At 66.4% G+C, this 17616-nt stretch carries 16 protein-coding genes; 8 read left to right on the forward strand and 8 right to left on the reverse strand.

Going from position 1 to position 17616, the window contains the following annotated elements; all coding sequences use genetic code 11:
• The first annotated feature begins 25 nt into the window (after positions 1-25).
• Positions 26-910 (forward strand): 3-hydroxyisobutyrate dehydrogenase, encoded by an 885-nt coding sequence (gene mmsB / locus ABGN05_RS15715; protein ID WP_367954974.1) that lies wholly within the window; start codon positions 26-28, stop codon positions 908-910.
• A gap of 280 nt (positions 911-1190) precedes the next feature.
• On the opposite strand, the gene ABGN05_RS15720 is transcribed toward mmsB, so the two are convergent.
• The 5 genes from ABGN05_RS15720 to ABGN05_RS15740 form a co-directional block, all read right to left on the reverse strand.
• The gene (locus ABGN05_RS15720; RefSeq protein WP_072605725.1) at positions 1191-1565 is read right to left on the reverse strand and encodes a hypothetical protein; all 375 of its coding nucleotides are present in this window, start codon (positions 1563-1565) and stop codon (positions 1191-1193) included.
• A 117-nt stretch (positions 1566-1682) separates the two neighbouring features.
• Positions 1683-2093: a carboxymuconolactone decarboxylase family protein gene (locus ABGN05_RS15725; protein WP_367954975.1), complete on the reverse strand. Its 411-nt coding sequence runs from the start codon at positions 2091-2093 to the stop codon at positions 1683-1685.
• 73 nt (positions 2094-2166) lie between these two features.
• Entirely contained in the window at positions 2167-3549 is a 1383-nt protein-coding gene (locus ABGN05_RS15730) for an aspartate aminotransferase family protein (RefSeq protein WP_367954976.1), read from the reverse strand.
• Positions 3550-3597: 48 nt separating this feature from the next.
• Positions 3598-3759: a capsid protein gene (locus ABGN05_RS15735; RefSeq protein WP_367954977.1), complete on the reverse strand. Its 162-nt coding sequence runs from the start codon at positions 3757-3759 to the stop codon at positions 3598-3600.
• Positions 3756-4931 (reverse strand): MFS transporter, encoded by a 1176-nt coding sequence (locus ABGN05_RS15740; protein WP_367954978.1) that lies wholly within the window; start codon positions 4929-4931, stop codon positions 3756-3758. Before ABGN05_RS15740 ends, ABGN05_RS15735 begins: the two co-directional genes overlap by 4 nt.
• A gap of 206 nt (positions 4932-5137) precedes the next feature.
• On the opposite strand from ABGN05_RS15740, the gene ABGN05_RS15745 reads away from it, so the two are divergent.
• Genes ABGN05_RS15745 through ABGN05_RS15755 form a run of 3 tightly spaced genes read left to right on the forward strand, consistent with a single transcriptional unit; the run spans position 5138 to position 10412 of the window.
• The gene (locus ABGN05_RS15745; protein WP_367954979.1) at positions 5138-6715 is read left to right on the forward strand and encodes a trimethylamine methyltransferase family protein; all 1578 of its coding nucleotides are present in this window, start codon (positions 5138-5140) and stop codon (positions 6713-6715) included.
• Positions 6715-7836 (forward strand): alcohol dehydrogenase family protein, encoded by a 1122-nt coding sequence (locus ABGN05_RS15750; protein ID WP_367954980.1) that lies wholly within the window; start codon positions 6715-6717, stop codon positions 7834-7836. Before ABGN05_RS15745 ends, ABGN05_RS15750 begins: the two co-directional genes overlap by 1 nt.
• A gap of 2 nt (positions 7837-7838) precedes the next feature.
• Positions 7839-10412 carry a GcvT family protein gene (locus tag ABGN05_RS15755; RefSeq protein ID WP_367954981.1) on the forward strand — a complete coding sequence of 858 codons (2574 nt, stop codon included), beginning with the start codon at positions 7839-7841 and terminating at the stop codon, positions 10410-10412.
• Between the two features lie 12 nt (positions 10413-10424).
• Here the strand turns inward: ABGN05_RS15755 and ABGN05_RS15760 are convergent, their stop codons facing one another.
• Positions 10425-11102 carry a class I SAM-dependent methyltransferase gene (locus ABGN05_RS15760; protein WP_367954982.1) on the reverse strand — a complete coding sequence of 226 codons (678 nt, stop codon included), beginning with the start codon at positions 11100-11102 and terminating at the stop codon, positions 10425-10427.
• Between the two features lie 167 nt (positions 11103-11269).
• Between ABGN05_RS15760 and ABGN05_RS15765 the strand changes: the two genes are divergently transcribed.
• From ABGN05_RS15765 to ABGN05_RS15780, 4 genes are read left to right on the forward strand one after another with little or no spacing between them, the layout of a single operon-like run.
• Entirely contained in the window at positions 11270-12364 is a 1095-nt protein-coding gene (locus ABGN05_RS15765) for a histidine kinase dimerization/phosphoacceptor domain -containing protein (protein ID WP_367954983.1), read from the forward strand.
• A gap of 59 nt (positions 12365-12423) precedes the next feature.
• Positions 12424-13230: a nitroreductase family protein gene (locus ABGN05_RS15770; RefSeq protein WP_367954984.1), complete on the forward strand. Its 807-nt coding sequence runs from the start codon at positions 12424-12426 to the stop codon at positions 13228-13230.
• Between the two features lie 41 nt (positions 13231-13271).
• The gene (locus ABGN05_RS15775) at positions 13272-14102 is read left to right on the forward strand and encodes an NYN domain-containing protein (protein WP_367954985.1); all 831 of its coding nucleotides are present in this window, start codon (positions 13272-13274) and stop codon (positions 14100-14102) included.
• Between the two features lie 11 nt (positions 14103-14113).
• On the forward strand, positions 14114-15490 hold the full coding sequence (locus tag ABGN05_RS15780; RefSeq protein WP_367954986.1) for a M24 family metallopeptidase: 1377 nt from the start codon (positions 14114-14116) through the stop codon (positions 15488-15490).
• A 248-nt stretch (positions 15491-15738) separates the two neighbouring features.
• Here the strand turns inward: ABGN05_RS15780 and ABGN05_RS15785 are convergent, their stop codons facing one another.
• Positions 15739-16524 (reverse strand): PhnD/SsuA/transferrin family substrate-binding protein, encoded by a 786-nt coding sequence (locus tag ABGN05_RS15785; RefSeq protein ID WP_367954987.1) that lies wholly within the window; start codon positions 16522-16524, stop codon positions 15739-15741.
• A 75-nt stretch (positions 16525-16599) separates the two neighbouring features.
• A complete protein-coding gene (locus tag ABGN05_RS15790; protein WP_367954988.1) occupies positions 16600-17610 on the reverse strand; it encodes a fatty acid desaturase in 1011 nt (336 codons plus the stop codon).
• Between the last annotated feature and the right edge of the window lie 6 nt (positions 17611-17616).

Genomic DNA, 17616 nt, shown 5'->3' on the forward strand with positions numbered 1-17616 from the left:
TCCCTATTCGCCAAGGAGACACATCATGACCACCATCGCCTTCATCGGCCTCGGCAACATGGGCAATCCCATGGCCGCGAACCTGGTCAAGGCCGGGCATGCGGTGCAGGGCTTCGACCTCATGCCGGCGAACCTCGAGACGGCGAAGGCGAACGGCGTTTCGGTCATGGCCGATGCAGCCACGGCGGTGGCGGGCGCCGAGGTCGTGATCACCATGCTGCCGGCCGGGCGGCACGTCGTCTCGGTCTACGAGGAGATCGCTCCGAAGGCGGCCCCGGGCACGCTCTTCATCGATTCCTCCACCATCGACGTCGCCTCGGCGCGCCGGGCGCACGCGATCGCCGGGGAGCACGGCCTGCTCTCGGTCGACGCGCCGGTTTCCGGCGGCACGGGGGGTGCCGCGGCCGGGACGCTGACCTTCATGGCCGGTGGGGCTGACGGGGCGTTCGCGAAGGCGGAGCCGATTCTGAAGCCCATGGCCGGGCGCATCGTCCATTGCGGCGGCGCGGGCGCCGGCCAGGCCGCCAAGATCTGCAACAACATGATCCTCGGCATCTCCATGATCGGCGTCTCGGAAGCCTTCGTACTGGCCGAAAAGCTCGGCCTGTCGCACCAGGCGCTGTTCGACGTCGCCTCCACCTCGTCCGGGCAGTGCTGGTCGCTGACGACCTACTGCCCGGTGCCGGGACCGGTCCCAGCCTCCCCCGCCAACAGAGACTACAAGCCGGGCTTCGCCGCCGCGCTGATGCTGAAGGATCTGAAGCTCGCGCAGGAGGCCGCCGGCGCATCGGGCGCGGTGACGCCGATGGGCGCGGAAGCGGCGCAGCTCTATGCCCTGTTCAACGCCCAGGGCGGCGCGGACGCGGATTTCTCCGGCATCATCAACTTCCTGCGCGGCAAGGAAGCCTGACACGAAGACGCCCGGAACAAAATCTCGGCCGCGGCGCAAAAAAGTGGCAGATTCAGGTTTGCTTAAGCACCTGATAACTCGACGGTAAGGATGTGCGTCTAGAACGGATTGCGAGGCGGCCAACGCGAAGGACGCCCACCGCTCCGGATCAGGTCTCGCGTACCGGAGCCGTAAGTTTCGCAAGCGTTCGAGTACAGCGAACAGCCAGGCGTATCGTGGCAAGCCGCGTTCTTCCCTGCCCGGGAGAACGCGGTTTTCGCGTTTGGGGAGCCCTCCTTGCCTATCCCTTGCGGGTGCGGCTCAGGCGCTTGTGATTACGGCTGACCTGGCGCGCCGCCGGCTTCAGCGCCGCAACCGCCACCTCACCCGCGAGGTCGACCAGCGGCCCGGCATGCGAGGTCGCGCGGAACATCGACATCGGTAGCATCGCCGCGCCGCGCAGGAAGGCCAGTTGCGCGGCCATGGCGCCTTCGGCCACGGCTGCCATCTTCTCAGAAACCGCTGCCAGGCTTTCGGGCCGGCCGGCCAGTACGGAGCTTCCGGCCTCGGCGGCGAGGATCGGCATGCGCATCGCCATCACCATCGGTGTCAGCATGAGCTGCTGTGCAAGCTGCGCCGCTTCGCGCGCGGTCTTGGCCGACGATCTCTTCGTCATGGATTTTCCGATCTCGTCATTGGGGGAGCGAGACCGGACACCTCCGCGCCGCCGGAGTCAATCAGGTATATTTTCGATCTTCGATGGAACTTTCCGGGAACAGCCCGCCACGGCCGATCAACCCTTCGGCTTGAACGCCTCGTCGACCGGCGGGCGTAGCGCATTGGCGAGCCGGTTGGTCTCGTTGGCCTTGCCCGCCACCGCCAGCACCTCCATCAGCATGGCCTCGGTCATGCCCTTGGCGCGCGCCGCGGCGGTATGGGAATAGGTGCAGTATTCGCAGCCGTTGGTCGCCGATACGGCGATGTAGATGAGTTCCTTGGTCAGCGGATCGAGTGCGCCCGGGCCCATGATCTCCTTCAGGCTCTCCCACATGCGCCTCAGCTGCGCGGGGTCGTGTGCCAGCACCTTCCAGAAATTGTTGATCCAGTCGCTCTTCCGCGTCGCCATGATGTCGTCGTAGACGGCGCGCACCTCCGGGGAGGCGTCCTCGTACTCGATCAGCGGAACGATGGGCGGGTTGGACATGGGCGTTCTCCGGTCGCGTAAGTTCGCATCGGCTCCCGACCAACGGCCGGGAGCCACGAAAGCCGGTCGGTATTTATCCGGCCTTGCGCAGGTCTTCCTTCGCCAAGTCCAGCGCCTTGCCGATACGCTCGCAGGCCATGTCGATGATCTCCTTTGTCCAGATCAGCGGCGGCGACAGGATCATCGTGTCGCCGGTAGCCCTCAGCATCATGCCGTTGGCGATGGCGTGGTCGCGGATCAGCGTCGCCGCCGATCCGGCCGGCGCGAAGCGCTCTTTCGTCGCCTTGTCCTTCACGATCTCGATCGCCCCGAGGAAGCCGAAGCTCCGCACCTCGCCGACCAGATCGTGCTCCGCGATTCGCTCCTTCAGCGCGGCGGCAAAATAGGGACCCGTCTCCTCGCGCACGCGGTCGATCATGCCTTCCCGCTCGATGATCTCGAGGTTCTTCAGCGCCACCGCGCAGGCCACCGGGTGACCGGAATAGGTGTAGCCATGGAAGAACTCGCCGCCTTTCTCCACGATGGTCGAAGCGACGCGGTCCGAGACGAACAGCGCCGAGAGCGGCTGGTACCCGGACGTGATCGCCTTGGCTGTGGTCATTGTATCGGCCTCGATGCCCATCGACTGCGTCGCGAACCATTCGCCGGTCCGCCCGTATCCGGTGATCACCTCGTCCAGCATCAGGAGCACGTCGTATTTCCTGCAGATGCGCTGGATCTCCGGCCAGTAGCTCGCCGGCGGGATCTTGACGCCCCCTGCCCCCTGGACCGGCTCGCCGATGAAGGCGGCGACGTTTTCCGCCCCGGCGCGCAGGATCTCGTCCTCGACGGCCTTGGCCGCGCGCAGGCCGAAATCGTGGTCGCTCTCGCCGGCATGCTGCAATTCGTAGGCATAGGGCATCATCACATGGGCGATGTTGGGCACCGCGCCGTGCAGCTGCCCGTGCATGGCATTCATGCCGCCGAGCGAGGTGCCGGCGATCGTCGAGCCGTGATAGGCGCTCTGGCGCGAGATGACGCGGTTCTTCTGAGGCTTGCCCTCCAGCGCCCAGTAGTGCCGCACCAGCCGCAGCGCCGTGTCGTTCGCCTCCGAACCCGACGACCCGTAGAAGACCTGGTTCAGGTTCTGCGGCGATATCTCGGCAAGCTTCTGCGATAGCAGGACCGGCGTCGGCGTCGAGCAGCGGAAGAAGGAATTGTAGTAGGGCAGTTCCTTCATCTGGGCATAGGCGGCCTCGGCCAGCTCGTCGCGGCCGTAGCCGATGTTGACGCACCACAGCCCCGCCATGCCGTCGAGGATCTCGTTGCCTTCCGAGTCGTAGATGAACGGCCCCTTGGCATGCGTGATCATGCGCGCGCCGGCGGCGCGCAGGTCCTTGTGGTCGGTGAAGGGATGCAGATGGTGTGCGCCATCGATCGCCTGGAGCTGCGCCAGCGAAAAGTTCTGGTAGGTCATGATGTTGTGATCTCCTGTTGAATCATTCCGGCAAGCGCCGGTGCGGAGTCACGACAGGAGCGGCGGCGAATACCCGATCCGCGCGCACAGCCGCAGCAACTCGGAATGCAACGTACGCCGCGACGGGGTCACGGCGGCATCCGCATGCTGGAGAAGGAGGGCGGCGAACGGCATGCCGCCAGTGTAGACGAGGCCAGGCGGAAGGTTCAAGCCGCGTCGCGGCGCCTGACCCGTTCGCGATACGCCGCGAACGCGATCAGGGCCAGGCACATGGCGGCGAGCACCGCCGGCAGGCCCTGCACGCCGCCAAGCTGCATGGCGAAACCCGAGCCCGGAGGCCCGGCGATGCCGCCAATGCCCCACATCACGGCAAACGCGGCGTTGCCCGCGACCAGCGCGGAACCGGTGAAGCGGTTGCCGAGTTCGATCAGCGCCATGGTGTAGATGCCGTAGCCCGTGGCGCCGACCACGAAAAGCAGCGGCCAGACTGCGGGCGTCTCGATAAAGACCGGCAGCAGCATGACGCCGACGGCGCTCACCCCCGCGCAGATCAGGAGCAGGTGTCGCGGCGCAAATCGCTCGGCCATCAGCCCGAAGGGCAACTGCAGCACGATGTTGCCGGCGATCATCACCGTCAGCAGCGCCGACATCCCGTGCGGGAGGATGCCGTAGGCCGCGCCGTAGACCGGCAGCAGCGACAGCACGCTCTGCTCGAAAGCCGCCGCCACAGCCGTCGCGAGCAGCAGCGCGGGTGCGAGCTGGACGAAATTTCGGAGCGGGACGTGCGTGCGGTCCTCCGTCATCGACGGCAGCCACTTCGCGATGACGAGCAGGATCAGGACGCAGGCGAGGAATGCGCCGATGCCGATCACGAACGGAGCCCAGCCTTTCGTGCCGACGAGGAACAAGGTCAGCGGCCCTCCCGCGAAGCCGGCGCCGACGATCGCCGTATAAAGCCCCATGATGCGGCCGCGCCGCGCGGCGGGCGCCAGCGAGATCATCCAGACTTCGCTGAGCACGTAGAGCGGATCGATCGCCACCCCGATCAGGAAACGCAGCAGGAACCAGGCCCAGAAGTTCTGCAGCCATCCCACGCAGGCGAACAGCACGGCCGCCAGGATCGCGCAGACGACCGCCAGCGCCGGCGCACCGGCGATCCGCGTCAGCCACGGCACCAGTGGCGCCGAGACGATGATGCCGAGCGGCGTCATGGCCGCCGACAGGCCGATCATCGCCGGCGGCAGTCCCTGTTCCTGCATGAGGAAGGTGAACAGCGGATAGGACAGGCCCTGCGCCAGCGCGAAGACGGTCACCGTCGCCGTCACGCCCGCAAGGGCGGCGACGGGCAGCGGCGGTCGCGTCTGGGCGGCGGTTTCGGTCATGGCGCTCGATAGTCCGGCGGCTGGCATGGGGTCGAGAGCCAGCCGCCGACCCGGCAGTCGTCCAGCATATGCCGGACCGGCTGGCCCTCCGCCGGCAACCGGGACGGGTCGCACCCATGTCGCTTCCCTTGCCCTTCTGGTCGCCACCCCTGCTATCGCTGGCGCGGCGGAACGCCAAGATTGCCGCGAGGGGAAGAAGGTCAGCCATGAACGCAGAAATACCGTCCATCGATGGCGCACCCGCCGCCGAGCGATCGCGCCGCGGCGGACGCGCCGGCAGCCGCGCCAGGGGAGCGGCAGCCTTCGAGCAGCCGCCGTTCCGGCGCCTGAAAAACCCGCTGCCCCTCACGAAGCTGGTCTCGGACGACGAGCTGGAATCGATCCACCTCGCATCGCTGCGCGTTTTGAAGGAGATCGGCGTCGACGTGCTGCACGACGAGGCGCGTGCCATGATGAAGGCCGCGGGCGCCGAGGTTCGCGACGGCTCCGAGCGCGTGCGCTTCGATGCCGACATGATCCTCGACTTCGTCTCCCACTGCCCGTCGGAGTTCACGCTCCACGCGCGCAACCCCGCCCACGACGTGCGTTTCGGCGGCAACGAGATCACCTTCTCGATGATGGCCTCTGCGCCGAACTGCTCCGACCTCGACGAGGGCCGCCGGCCCGGCAACCAGGCCGATTACCGCAACTTCCTGCGGCTCGCCCAGATGCACAACATCATCGGTTGCACCGGCGGCTATCCGGTCGAGCCGATCGACATCCATCCCTCGGTGCGGCATCTCGAATGCATCCGCGACCTCTCGCTGCTCACCGACAAGGTGTTCCATATCTATTCGCTCGGCCGCGAGCGCAACCTCGACGGCATCGAGATCGCCCGCATCGCCCGCGGCGTCAGCCACGAACAGATGCTGGAAGAGCCCTCGATCTTCACCATCATCAACACCAACTCGCCGCTGAAGCTCGACATCCCGATGATGGAGGGCATTATCCAGATGGCCTCGCACGGCCAGGTCGTGGTGGTCACGCCCTTCACGCTGGCGGGCGCGATGGCGCCGGTGACGGTCGCCGGCGCACTCGTGCAGCAGAACGCAGAGGCGCTGGCCGGCATCGCGTTCGCGCAGATGGTACGAAAGGGCGCGCCGGTCGCCTATGGCGGCTTCACCTCCAACGTCGACATGAAATCCGGCGCGCCGGCCTTCGGCACGCCCGAATACATGAAGGCGCAGCTCGTCGGCGGCCAGCTCGCGCGGCGCTACGGCATCCCCTACCGCACGTCGAACACCTGCGCGGCCAACACCGTCGACGCGCAGGCGGCCTACGAGAGCGTCTTCTCGCTCTGGGGCGCGGTGACGGGCGGCGGCAATCTGATCATGCATTCCGCGGGTTGGCTGGAAGGCGGGCTGCGCTGCTCCTACGAAAAGACCATCCTCGACATCGACCTGTTGCAGATGGTGGCGGAGTTCATGACGCCGCTTGACCTTTCCGAGGACGCGCTCGCCATCGAGGCGATCCGCGACGTCGGCCCCGGCGGCCATTTCTTCGGCACCCCGCACACACAGGAACGCTACAAAACCGCCTTCTATTCGCCCGTCCTGTCGGACTGGCGCAACTTCGAGAGCTGGTCCGAAGCCGGCTCGCCCACCGCCCTCGACAAGGCCAACAAGGTCTGGAAACAGCGTCTGGCAGAATACGAAAAACCCCCGATCGACCCCGCAATCGAGGAAGAGATCAACGCCTTCGTTGCAAAGCGCACTGCCGAGGGCGGCGCGCCGACGGACTTCTGATGACCCTTCCGGCCCATATGCAATGCATTCTCCTGACCGGTCACGGCGGACTGGAGATGCTGAAGGTCGTCGGCGACCATCCGTTGCCAGCCCCCGGCGAAGGTGAGGTGCTGATCGAGGTGGGCGCGGCCGGCATAAACAACACGGACATCAACACGCGGACCGGCTGGTACTTCGAGGGCGCTGCCGGTGGAAGCGGTGACCACGCGGCGGGCGGTTTCGAAGACGATGGGCCGCGGAAATCCAGCTGGTCGGGTGCGGCCATCGCGTTTCCGCGCATCCAGGGCGCCGATGTATGCGGCAGGATCGTCGCCGCCGGCTCGAAATCCGACCAGATGCGGATCGGCGAGCGGGTGCTGGTCCAGTCGATGCAGCCACAGCCGCCGGATGAGGGCGGCCTTGCCATTTTGACCTTCGGCGCGGATTTCGACGGCGGTTTCGCCGAATATGCGGTGGCGAAATCGGAGATGACGCTGGCGGTCGACAGCGCGTTGAGCGACGCGGAACTGGCCTCCTTCCCCTGCGCCTACTCGACGGCAGAGAACATGCTCGACCGGATTGCGCTCCGCGAAGGCGAGACGGTCCTGATCACCGGCGCGTCCGGCGGGGTCGGCTCGGCGGCGGTTCAACTGGCCAAACGTCGCGGCGCGAACGTGATTGCGGTCGCCTCCCGGTCCAAGCACGATTTCGTCGCCGGACTGGGTGCGGACCGGATCGTCGAGCGCGACGCCGACCTGATCGCGGAAATCGGCGAAATGGCGGTGGACGTCATCGTCGATCTCGTCGCCGGCCCGCAATGGCCGGCATTGATCGCATGCCTCAGGCGCGGAGGCCGGTACGTCACGGCCGGAGCCATCGGCGGTCCGATCTGCGAACTGGATCTCCGGACGCTCTATCTTCACGACCTTACCCTGGCGGGGAGCACGTTCCAGCCGAAAAGCGTCTTCGAGAATCTTGTCGCCTATATCGAGCGCGGGGAAATCCGGCCTGTCGTGTCCAGGGTCTACCGTTTCTCGCAGGTAGCCGAGGCGCAGACCGATTTCATCGCCAAGCGCTATCCGGGCAAACTCGTCATGGTGCCCGACCGGCTCGCGGCGGCGTCCAAACAAGAAGGGGTATAACGATGAAAACGCAAACACGCGCCGTCGTCATCGGCGGCGGCGTCGTCGGCTGCTCGGTGCTCTATCACCTGGCCAAGGCCGGCTGGACCGACATCATGCTCATCGAGCGGTCGGAGCTGACGTCTGGCTCGACATGGCACGCGGCCGGCGGCTTCCATACGCTGAACGGCGACCCGAACGTCGCCAAGCTTCAGGCCTACACGATCTCCCTCTACGAGGAACTGGAGAAGATGACCGGCCAGGCCTGCGGGCTGCACCTGGTCGGCGGCTTCCAGATGGCGGATACGCCCGAGCGCATGGATTTCCTGCGCCTGGTCCACGCCAAGTGTCGCTATCTCGGCATGGACACCGAACTGGTCACCCCGTCCGAGGCGAAGGCCATGTTCCCGATCATGGACGAGACCAATTTCGTCGGCGCCCTGTGGGACCCGGTCGAAGGCCATCTCGATCCCTCCGGCACGACGCACGCGTATGCCAAGGCGGCCAGGATGCTCGGCGCCGAGATCGTGCTGCGCAACCCGGTGAAGGAACTGACGCAGGAGCCGGATGGCACCTGGAACGTCATCACCGAGCAGGGCACGGTGAAGTGCGAGCACGTGGTCAACGCCGGCGGCCTGTGGGCGCGCGAGATCGGCCGCATGGTGGGGCTCGAACTCCCCGTGCTCGCCATGGAGCACATGTACCTGCTCACCGAGGACATGCCCGAGGTGATGGAGTTCAACAAGGCGACCGGCCGCGAACTCTGCCACGTCATCGATTTCCGCGGCGAAATCTACACCCGCCAGGAACGCCAGGGCATGCTGCTCGGCACCTACGAGAAGGCCTGCAAGCCCTGGTCGCCGGTCAACACGCCGTGGGATTTCGGCCACGAGCTGTTGCAGCCCGACATCGACCGTATCGCGCCGTCGCTGGAGGTTGGCTTCCGCCACTTCCCGGCCATCGAAAAGGCCGGCATCAAGCAGATCATCAACGGCCCCTTCACCTTCGCCCCCGACGGCAATCCGCTGGTCGGCCCCGTACAGGGCCTGACCAACTTCTGGTCGGCCTGCGCTGTGATGGCCGGCTTCTCCCAGGGCGGCGGCGTCGGTCTGGCGCTGTCGAACTGGATGGTCAATGGCGATCCGGGATTCGACGTCTGGGGCATGGACGTCGCCCGGTTCGGCGAGTGGGCCGGCCTGCGCTACACCAACGCCAAGGTCCGCGAAAACTATTCGCGCCGCTTCTCGATCCGCTTCCCCAACGAGGAACTCCCGGCCGCAAGGCCGGCACAGACGACTCCGCTCTACGACACTTTTGTTGCGCAGAACGCCGTCATGGGCGATTCGTGGGGGCTGGAAACGCCGCTCTGGTTCGCGCCGAAAGGCACCGAGCCGAAGGACGTCGTCTCTTTCCACCGCTCCAACGATTTCGAGCATGTCGGCAACGAAGTCCGCGCGGTGCGCGAGCGCGTCGGCGTCACCGAGATCGCCAACTTCGCCAAGTACGAGGTGTCGGGCCCGGGAGCGGAGGATTTCCTCAACCGGCTGATGACCAACCGCATGCCGAAAGTCGGCCGCATCGTGCTTACCCCCATGCTCAACGAGCGCGGCAAGCTCATCGGCGATTTCACCATCGCAAAGACAGGCGACGAACGCTTCATGATCTGGGGCTCCTCCGCCGCGCAGAAGTACCACATGCGCTGGTTCGAAAGGCACCTGCCGAAGGATGGGTCCATCCGCATCCACCGCTTCGACCAGACGCTGGTCGGCCTCTCCATCGCCGGCCCGAAGTCGCAGGAACTGCTGCAGAAGCTGGTCGACGAGGACGTGTCCTCGAGATCCTTCCGCTTCATGGATTTCCGCAAGATGGCGGTCGGCGGCGCGCCCTGCATGGTCAACCGCATCACCTATACCGGCGACCTCGGCTACGAGATCTGGATGGCGCCGGCCTACGAGCGGCTTGTCTACGCGGCCATCAAGGAGGCGGGCGAAGAGTTCGGTATCGTCGATTTCGGCATGCGCGCCCTACTCTCCATGCGGCTCGAAAAGAACTTTCCCACCTGGTTCCGCGAGCTACGGCCGATCTACGGCCCCTTCGAGGGCTCGATGGACCGCTTCGTCAGGATGGAGAAAAACGACTTCATAGGCCGCGACGCGGCAGCGAAGGAGAAGGCCGACGGCCCAAAGCTGCGACGCGTGTCCATGATCGTCGACGCGCTCGACGCCGACGTGATGGGCGACGAGCCGATCTGGGCGCGGGTCGGCGACAAGGACTACGGCACCGTGGAAGCGGCCCACGGCCACGGCCCGAAGCGCTATGACGCCGAAGGCAAGGTCGCCGGTCCCTCACCCGCCGAGAAGGGTGCGGCCTCGATCCTCGGCAGCGTCGACGGCGAATGGCGCGTCGTCGGCTGGGTCACGTCGGGCGGCTACGGCCACTATGTGCGGAAATCGATGGCTCAGGGCTACGTGCCGGCTGAACTGGCCGCAAATGAGAGCGAAAACCTGTTCGAGATCGAGATCCTCGGCCACCGCCGCCCTGCGCGCATCAACGTCGAGCCGCCTTTCGATCCATCGGGCGAGAAGATGCGGGCCTGAACCGGGTGCGGGTCAGCGCCTGCAGACGAAATAGATCTCGTTGTTGAGAACCGACGAGGTTCCGCGCAGCGGCAGGCAGACGGTGCGCTCGACGCGGAAGCCGTGGGCGGCGATCGTTTCGCGAAACCGCCGGTGGTCGAAGCCGATATGGGTGCCGCACCAGCCGTCGACCCATTCGCGTTCGACCGGAAGCGAAAAGGTCGTGCGCCATATTCGGGACGGGTTGGCACCCTGCCGCCCGCCCTTCCACCAGCGGAAGAGGTTCTTCAGCACCGCCGACGGCCCGGTTTCGATCGGCACCCCGAAGACGAAGACGGCGTCGGGCTTGCCGAGCCGCGCGACGTTGTCCAGCAGGGCAGCGTTCGCAGCGTCGGAGAGATGTTCGCAGACCTCCATGCAGTAGACGACGTCGAACGTACCCGCGAGCGTGTCGATGAAGTCAGGCACGGCGCCGAAGGTCGTGGCGCCCTCGAAGGTCATTTCGCCGAGGAGCCAGGGATCGTAGCCGAACAGGTTTTCCTTCGCGGTGTACCGGCTGAGCTGGTCGAAGAACGCGCCGTCTCCACAGCCATAGTCGAATATCCTGTCGCCCGGCTCGATCGGGACGATGCGCACGGCCTGGTCCAGCCGCCGCGAATGGGCGATGGCTTTGAGGAATTCCCTGGTGTTGCGGGTGCGGTCTGCGTACATCGCGACGGTTCTAGAGGCGAACGCCGGAAACTCAAGCGCGCCGGCGACTTCGTGTCCCGCTCCGGCCGCCGCAAAAGCTGTCGGCGGCGCTCGTCACTTGCCGGATCGCAAATAGAACCGTAACCACAAAGAAGACGACGACCGCAAGACTGGGCAGAGAACACCGCATGAAGGCCGCCCCACACCCGCGACAGGAAGAGCGTCTTGCTCGGCTGCGTGAGTACGACATCCTCGACACCCCGCGCGAGAGCGACTTCGACGACATCGTCGGGCTGGCTTCGCAGATCTGCGAGACGCCGATCTCGGTGGTGAACCTGATCGACAGGGACCGGCAATGGTTCAAGGCAGAAGTCGGCCTCGGCGTCCGGGAGACGCCGCTCGAGACGTCGCTCTGCTCGCACGCGGTCCTCGAGCAGGACTACATGGAGATCCCCGACACGCTGGCCGACGACCGCACCGCCGACAACCCGTTGTGCCTCGATGCGAATGGCCTGCGATTCTACGCGGGCTTCCTGCTGAAGTCCGCCGAAGGGCTGCCGATGGGAACGCTCTGCGTGCTCGATACCAAGCCGCGCCGGCTTTCCGACGCCCAGCGCAACGCCCTGCGCGTTCTGTCCGCGCAGGTGATGAACCAGCTCGATCTGCGTCTTGCCCTGTCGCGTCAGGAACTCATGCGCCAGGAGATCGACCACCGCGTCAAGAATTCGCTCCAGTCGATCGGCGCCTATGTCAGGCAGCGGCGCAGGCGATCGCAAAGCGATGAAGCGAAGGACACGCTCGCCGCCGTCGAGACGCGCATCGAGGCGGTGGCCTCCCTGCACGAACAGTTCTACCGGACCGATGGCGGAAGGAGGCTCGATCTCGAAGAACTCGGAGGGCGGCTGCAGGAGCTGACGGCTGAAATGAGCCCACCCGGCATTGTGGTCGACGTGCGGCTTCCCACCGTCGAGGTCGGCGCGAAAACTGCCTCCGCGCTCTCCATGGTCATGAGCGAGTTCATCGCCAATTCGATCAAGCACGCCTTCGATGGCCGCACGGAAGGCCGTATCGAGGTGACGGGGTCGATGTCCGGCGACGGCCGGATCGAGATCCTGTGCCGCGACGATGGTGTCGGTGGCGCCGGTGTGGTCTCCGGGGATCGGGCAAGCGGCGGCCTCGGCCTGCGTATCATCGAGGCGGGCGTGGGACAGCTCCGCGCCAGCCCGCGCTGGACGTCGGGTGCCGGCGGCACGACACTGTCCTTCGCGTTCGACGGCGGGTAGACGGCGGCGGGCCGGCACGAAGCGGTTTCAATCACAAGAAAGATGAGGGAGTGAACCACATGAAAGCAGATGCGGAGGCGTTGTCGCCGGAAGAACTCCTTCAGGCCGAAGCCGCGGTCGACCTGCCGGAAATCGGCTCGCGCGAGCGCTACGACGCGCTGATGAAAGTGGTCACCAACCGCGTCACCGTGCGCGCCTTCGATCCGCAGTTCGAAGTGCCGCGCGAGCATTTCGAGATGATCCTCGAGGCCGCCCGCCACGCGCCGTCGGGCGCGAACGCCCAGCCTTGGCACTTCATCGTCATCACCGAGCCCGAGCTGAAAGAGAAGATCGCCGGCTACTTCGTCGAGGAACAGCGCCGCCGCGCCAAGCTGAAGATGAAGTTCCCGACGCCCGACTATCGCGGGCTCGCGACGGCGCCGGGCTTCATCGTGGTGGCGACCGATTTCCGCTGGGTCTCCGCCTTCCCGGTGCTGAAGGACGACACGTCGGACCTGAACCGCATGTACAGGGAGAATGCCGAGCGCATCCTCCTCCAGTCCGTCGCAGCCGCCACCATGTCGGCCCATCTGGCCGCCGCGGCACTCGGCTACAATGTCTGGTGGATCACTGCGATCGGACAGCAGGCCGCGCAGGAGGCCATGAAGCCGCTCCTCGGCATTCCTGAGGAGCTTTCGGTGCTCGACATCATGGCTTTCGGGCCGCCCGCCAAGGCGCCCTACAAGCGCTGGCGCAAGCCGCTGGAGGAGATCGCCAACTGGAACCGGTTCGATCCCGCGCACCACATGACCGGCGAGGAACTGGATGACTGGATCCAGACCCGCCGCCACCGCGTCATGTTCAAGGACGCCTCGAAGGTCGACTGACCGGCCGGCCCGACGACGAAAAGACAAGGAACGGAAACGCCATGGCTTCCTCCGACCGCTCGCCCCGCCTCGCCGTCCTGATTGACGCCGACAACGCTTCCGCCAAGATCGCCGACGGTCTCTTCGAGGAGATTGCCAAGATCGGCGAGGCCAGCGTGCGCCGCATCTACGGCGACTTCTCCAGCACCCGCTCGAAGGCCTGGATCGACGTCTTGGCCAAGCACGCCATCGTGCCGCATCAGCAGTTCGCCTACACGACCGGCAAGAACGCCTCCGACATCACGCTGGTCATCGACGCCATGGACCTCCTGCACACCGGCCGCTTCGACGGCTTCTGTCTCGTGTCGTCCGACAGCGACTTCACGCGGCTCGCTTCGCGCATCCGCGAGCAGGGCATCGACGTGTTCGGCTTCGGCGAGCAGAAGACGCCGGAAAGCTTCCGCCAGGCATGCCGACGCTTCATCTACACCGAGAACCTGCTGCCCGGCGCGGCCAACGACAGTTCCGACACCGGCGACGAACGACCGACCGGGACGCTGCAGCCGCCCAGCGCCGCCGTCCCGCTGATCCGCCGCGTTCTGGCGGAAATGGAAAGCGCTGACGGCTGGGTGCATCTCGGCGCCGTCGGCACGCAGTTGGTCAACCGCTATCCCGACTTCGATCCGCGCTCCTACGGCTTCCGCAAGCTGTCGGACCTCGTACGCAAGACCGGCGCCTACGAGGTCAAGCCCGGGCCGGGCACGTCACTCGTCATGCGCCCGACTCCCAGGGTCGCCGAGACGAAAGCCGCAGAGACCAAGGCCGCAGAGCCGGCTGCCAAGCCGCGGTCGCGGCGCCGCGCGTCGGCTAAGCCGAAGGCGGACACCAAGTAGCGGGGACGGGCATGGAGACGGCGGGGTCGAGCTTCGGACGTCATCGCAAGATCATGCCTTTCGATCCGGCGGGCGACCCCGGCGGCGGCGCGCCCGACGAGGCGGCGCTGCGGAAGGCCTCCCGCGAAAAGGCCGCCTCGCTGAACAGCCATGCGCTCGGCTACGGTCCGCTCGCCGACGCGGAGTGGGCGGCGGCGGGCATCGCGGCACCCGACCTGCCCGCCATGCGCCGCTACCGGCTCGACCGCATCCGCGCGGAGCTGAAGCGCCGCGACTATGCCGGCGTCCTGCTCTACGACCCGGTCAACATCCGTTACGCGACCGATTCCACCAACATGCAGCTCTGGGTCGCCCACAACCCCACGCGCCACTGCTTCGTGGCGACCGAGGGGCCGGTTGTGCTGTTCGACTATTTCTCCTGCGAACACCTCTCGGACCATTCCGGCGTGGTCGACGAGGTTCGGCCGGCGGTGTCGTGGATGTATCTCTACGGCGGCGAATTGACCGACAGGAAGGTCCGCCGCTGGGCCGCCGGCATAGCCGATCTCGTGCGTGAACATGGCCGAGGCAATTCCCGGCTGGCGGTCGATCACCTGAACCCGGAAGGCGTGGCCGAACTCGCGCTCCTCGACGTTTCGATCCACAACGGCGAAGCCGTGATGGAGAACGCCCGCCTCATCAAGTCGCCCGACGAACTCCTCGCCATGCGCCGCGCGATTGTGGCCTGCGAGGCGGCGATGGCCGGGATGGAAGCCGTCCTGATCCCCGGCATCTCGGAAAACGAACTATGGGCCGAACTCCACCGCGGCAACATCGCGCGCGGCGGCGAGTGGATCGAGACGCGGCTGCTCGCTTCGGGCCCGCGCACCAATCCCTGGTTCCAGGAATGCTCCGCGCGCGTCATCGAAGCCGGCGACCTCGTCGCCTTCGACACCGACCTGATCGGCCCGTACGGCTTTTGCGCCGACATCTCCCGCACCTGGCTCGCCGGAGACGTGCGCCCCACCAACGAGCAGCGCGACCTCTACCGCATCGCCGCCGACCAGATCGCCGCGAACACGGACCTGATGCGGCCGGGCGTCTCCTTCCGCGACCTGGTGGAGCATTCCGTCGTGCCGCCCGGCGACTGCTACCCCACCCGCTACGGCGTGCTTTATCACGGCGTCGGCCTCGCCGACGAATATCCCACCCTGCCGCATGCCTCCGACTGGACCGACGACACGCCGGACGGCATCCTGGAGCCGGGCATGGTGCTGTGCGTGGAAAGCTATATCGGCCGGCTCGGCGGCCGCGAGGGCGTGAAGTTCGAGGAGCAGGTCCTGATCACCGCGACGGGCAACGAGAAACTCTCCGCCTATCCGCTCGATGAGCGGCTGCTCGGCGCCTGAGGCCTGCGGGACAGCTTAACCCAGCCGAGCGATTACCGCCTGTCGCGCTCGCCCGGCGGAGGCTCGCGCCGCTGGCGTTCCCGCACATAGGCAAAGGCCAGAATGCCAACGATGGCGATCGACGACCCGATCATGCCTATTAGCCAGAACATCCGGTCCCCCATCGTCTACCCGTCTCGCCCGCGCCGCCGGGAGATTTGCCGGCTCCAAAAAGCTCCCTGCCAGTCTGGTCGACCGGAGAGGATCAATCAACCGTCCGTGCGGATGCTGAATTCGAAGGCGGGCGCCAACCGCGAACAGACATAAGGCAGCCCCTTGCGTCGCGTCGTCCACCCGGCCACGACGAGTTCCGCCGCCTTCGGCTCGAAGCGCCGGATGAGATGCCAGCTGCGGCAGTCGACCGCGCAGAGGTCCGCCGTTCCGACCGCCACGGCTACCGCCGACGCGCGATGCGACCCGGTTTCGATGCGTTCGCCGAAGAGCGAGAGAGACTCGCCAGACGCTTCGAGGTCGCGGGTCAGTGCGATGATGCCCGACATCGAATCGGGAGAGTTGAAAGCCAGGCGGCCGCCCCGCACCAGATCCAGCGGCAGGCTCGCCTTTCCGTCCGCCGGAGATCCCTGCTCCGGCGCCTCGCTCCGCCGCATCAGCACCGCGCTCGAATAGAGCTCCCCCTGCCCGCCCTCATAGGCCGAATAGTCCGGCTGCCCGACGACCCGCACGTGGTTGTCCAGGCCGAGTTCCATCGGCCCCCAGCAGGTCTGGGCGAAGACGAGCTTCGGATGACGCCAGAGGGTATGCAGGTCCAGTCCGTCCGGCGGCAGCGTCGCCGGATCGGGCGCGATCACCCGCCCTTCCCCGTCGCGGATGCCGCCGGGCACCGCAGGCATGTCGCCGTTGCGCCGGGTCAACCCCCCCGGCGCCTCGATCCCCTGCGCCCGCAACCGATCGCGGATCGCCGCCCACTCGGCATCGACCTCGCCGCGAACCTCGGACCAGTCGTACATCGGCAGTGCGGCAATGAAGTCGCTCATGCGCGCATCAACGACGGACCGGCGTACGAACGCAAGCCCCGCCGATATCGCGGGTCGGGAATCGGTATGGCCGCGTCAGTCTTTCGGCGGCTTTGCCGGGACCGGCGCGGTGCCGCCGAGGCCGCCGACGCTGCGCGTACGGACACGCGGACGGTAGGCACGCTGGGGCTCCGGCGCGCGGCGCAGCACGGGATGCACCACGGGCTCCTTGGCCTTGAAGGCAAAGGCGCCGAACAGGGCGATATAGTTCGGGAAGACATAGCCGCCGTTCATCCGGATCCATTCCTCGCGCTTCTCGCGAAACAGCGCAGGGAGGCGATACCACGAAACGTTCGGCATCTTGTGGTGGACGAGGTGCAGGTTGTTGTTAAGGAACAGCAGCGAAAGCGGCGAGCGCTCCACGATGATGGTGCGTCCGTCCGGCCGTTCCGACCACTGGTGCTCGGCGAACGTCCGCACCGAGATCAGCGCCTGACTGAGCCAGACAGGCCCCAAGATGTAAAGCCACACGGGAATCCCGAACCCGTAAGCCACCAGCGGAAGCACCACCACGAGCCCCGCCGCATGCAGCAGCCAGGCCTTGCGGATGACACGGTCGCCCGCCGCCATCGCGCGCGCTTCCGAAATGATGAACCCGACGCTGCCGAGCCAGGGATTGAGGATCATGCGGCCGAGCATGGTGTTGTTGACCCGCAGCACCATTTTCATGGCACCCGGTAGTTCCTCGTGCTGCCAGAGCGCCTGATAGTAGCTTTCCGGATCGTCGAAGGGATCCGTGAGCCGGTCGTCCGCATGGTGGCGAAGGTGGATCGTTTTGAAGCGGCGATAGGGCCAGACGAGGCCTATCGGCAGGCCGATGAGCGCTTCGTTCAGCCGCGCCGAGCGGGTCGGGTGGCCGTGCGATGCCTCGTGCATCAGAGACGATTGCAGCGCCAGGACCACGCCCAGGCCGGCAAGCGCCAGCACCGGCCAATCGGGCCACACAAGCAGTCCGACCGCCAGCCAGGCGAGGTAGCAGAGAAGGATCAAGGCCACCGTTGGCCATTCGATGCGAAGGGCGCCCCCGCCCACTGAGATACGTTCCATGTCCTC

This window comes from Aquibium pacificum (assembly GCF_040839445.1).
Taxonomy (GTDB): domain Bacteria; phylum Pseudomonadota; class Alphaproteobacteria; order Rhizobiales; family Rhizobiaceae; genus Aquibium; species Aquibium pacificus.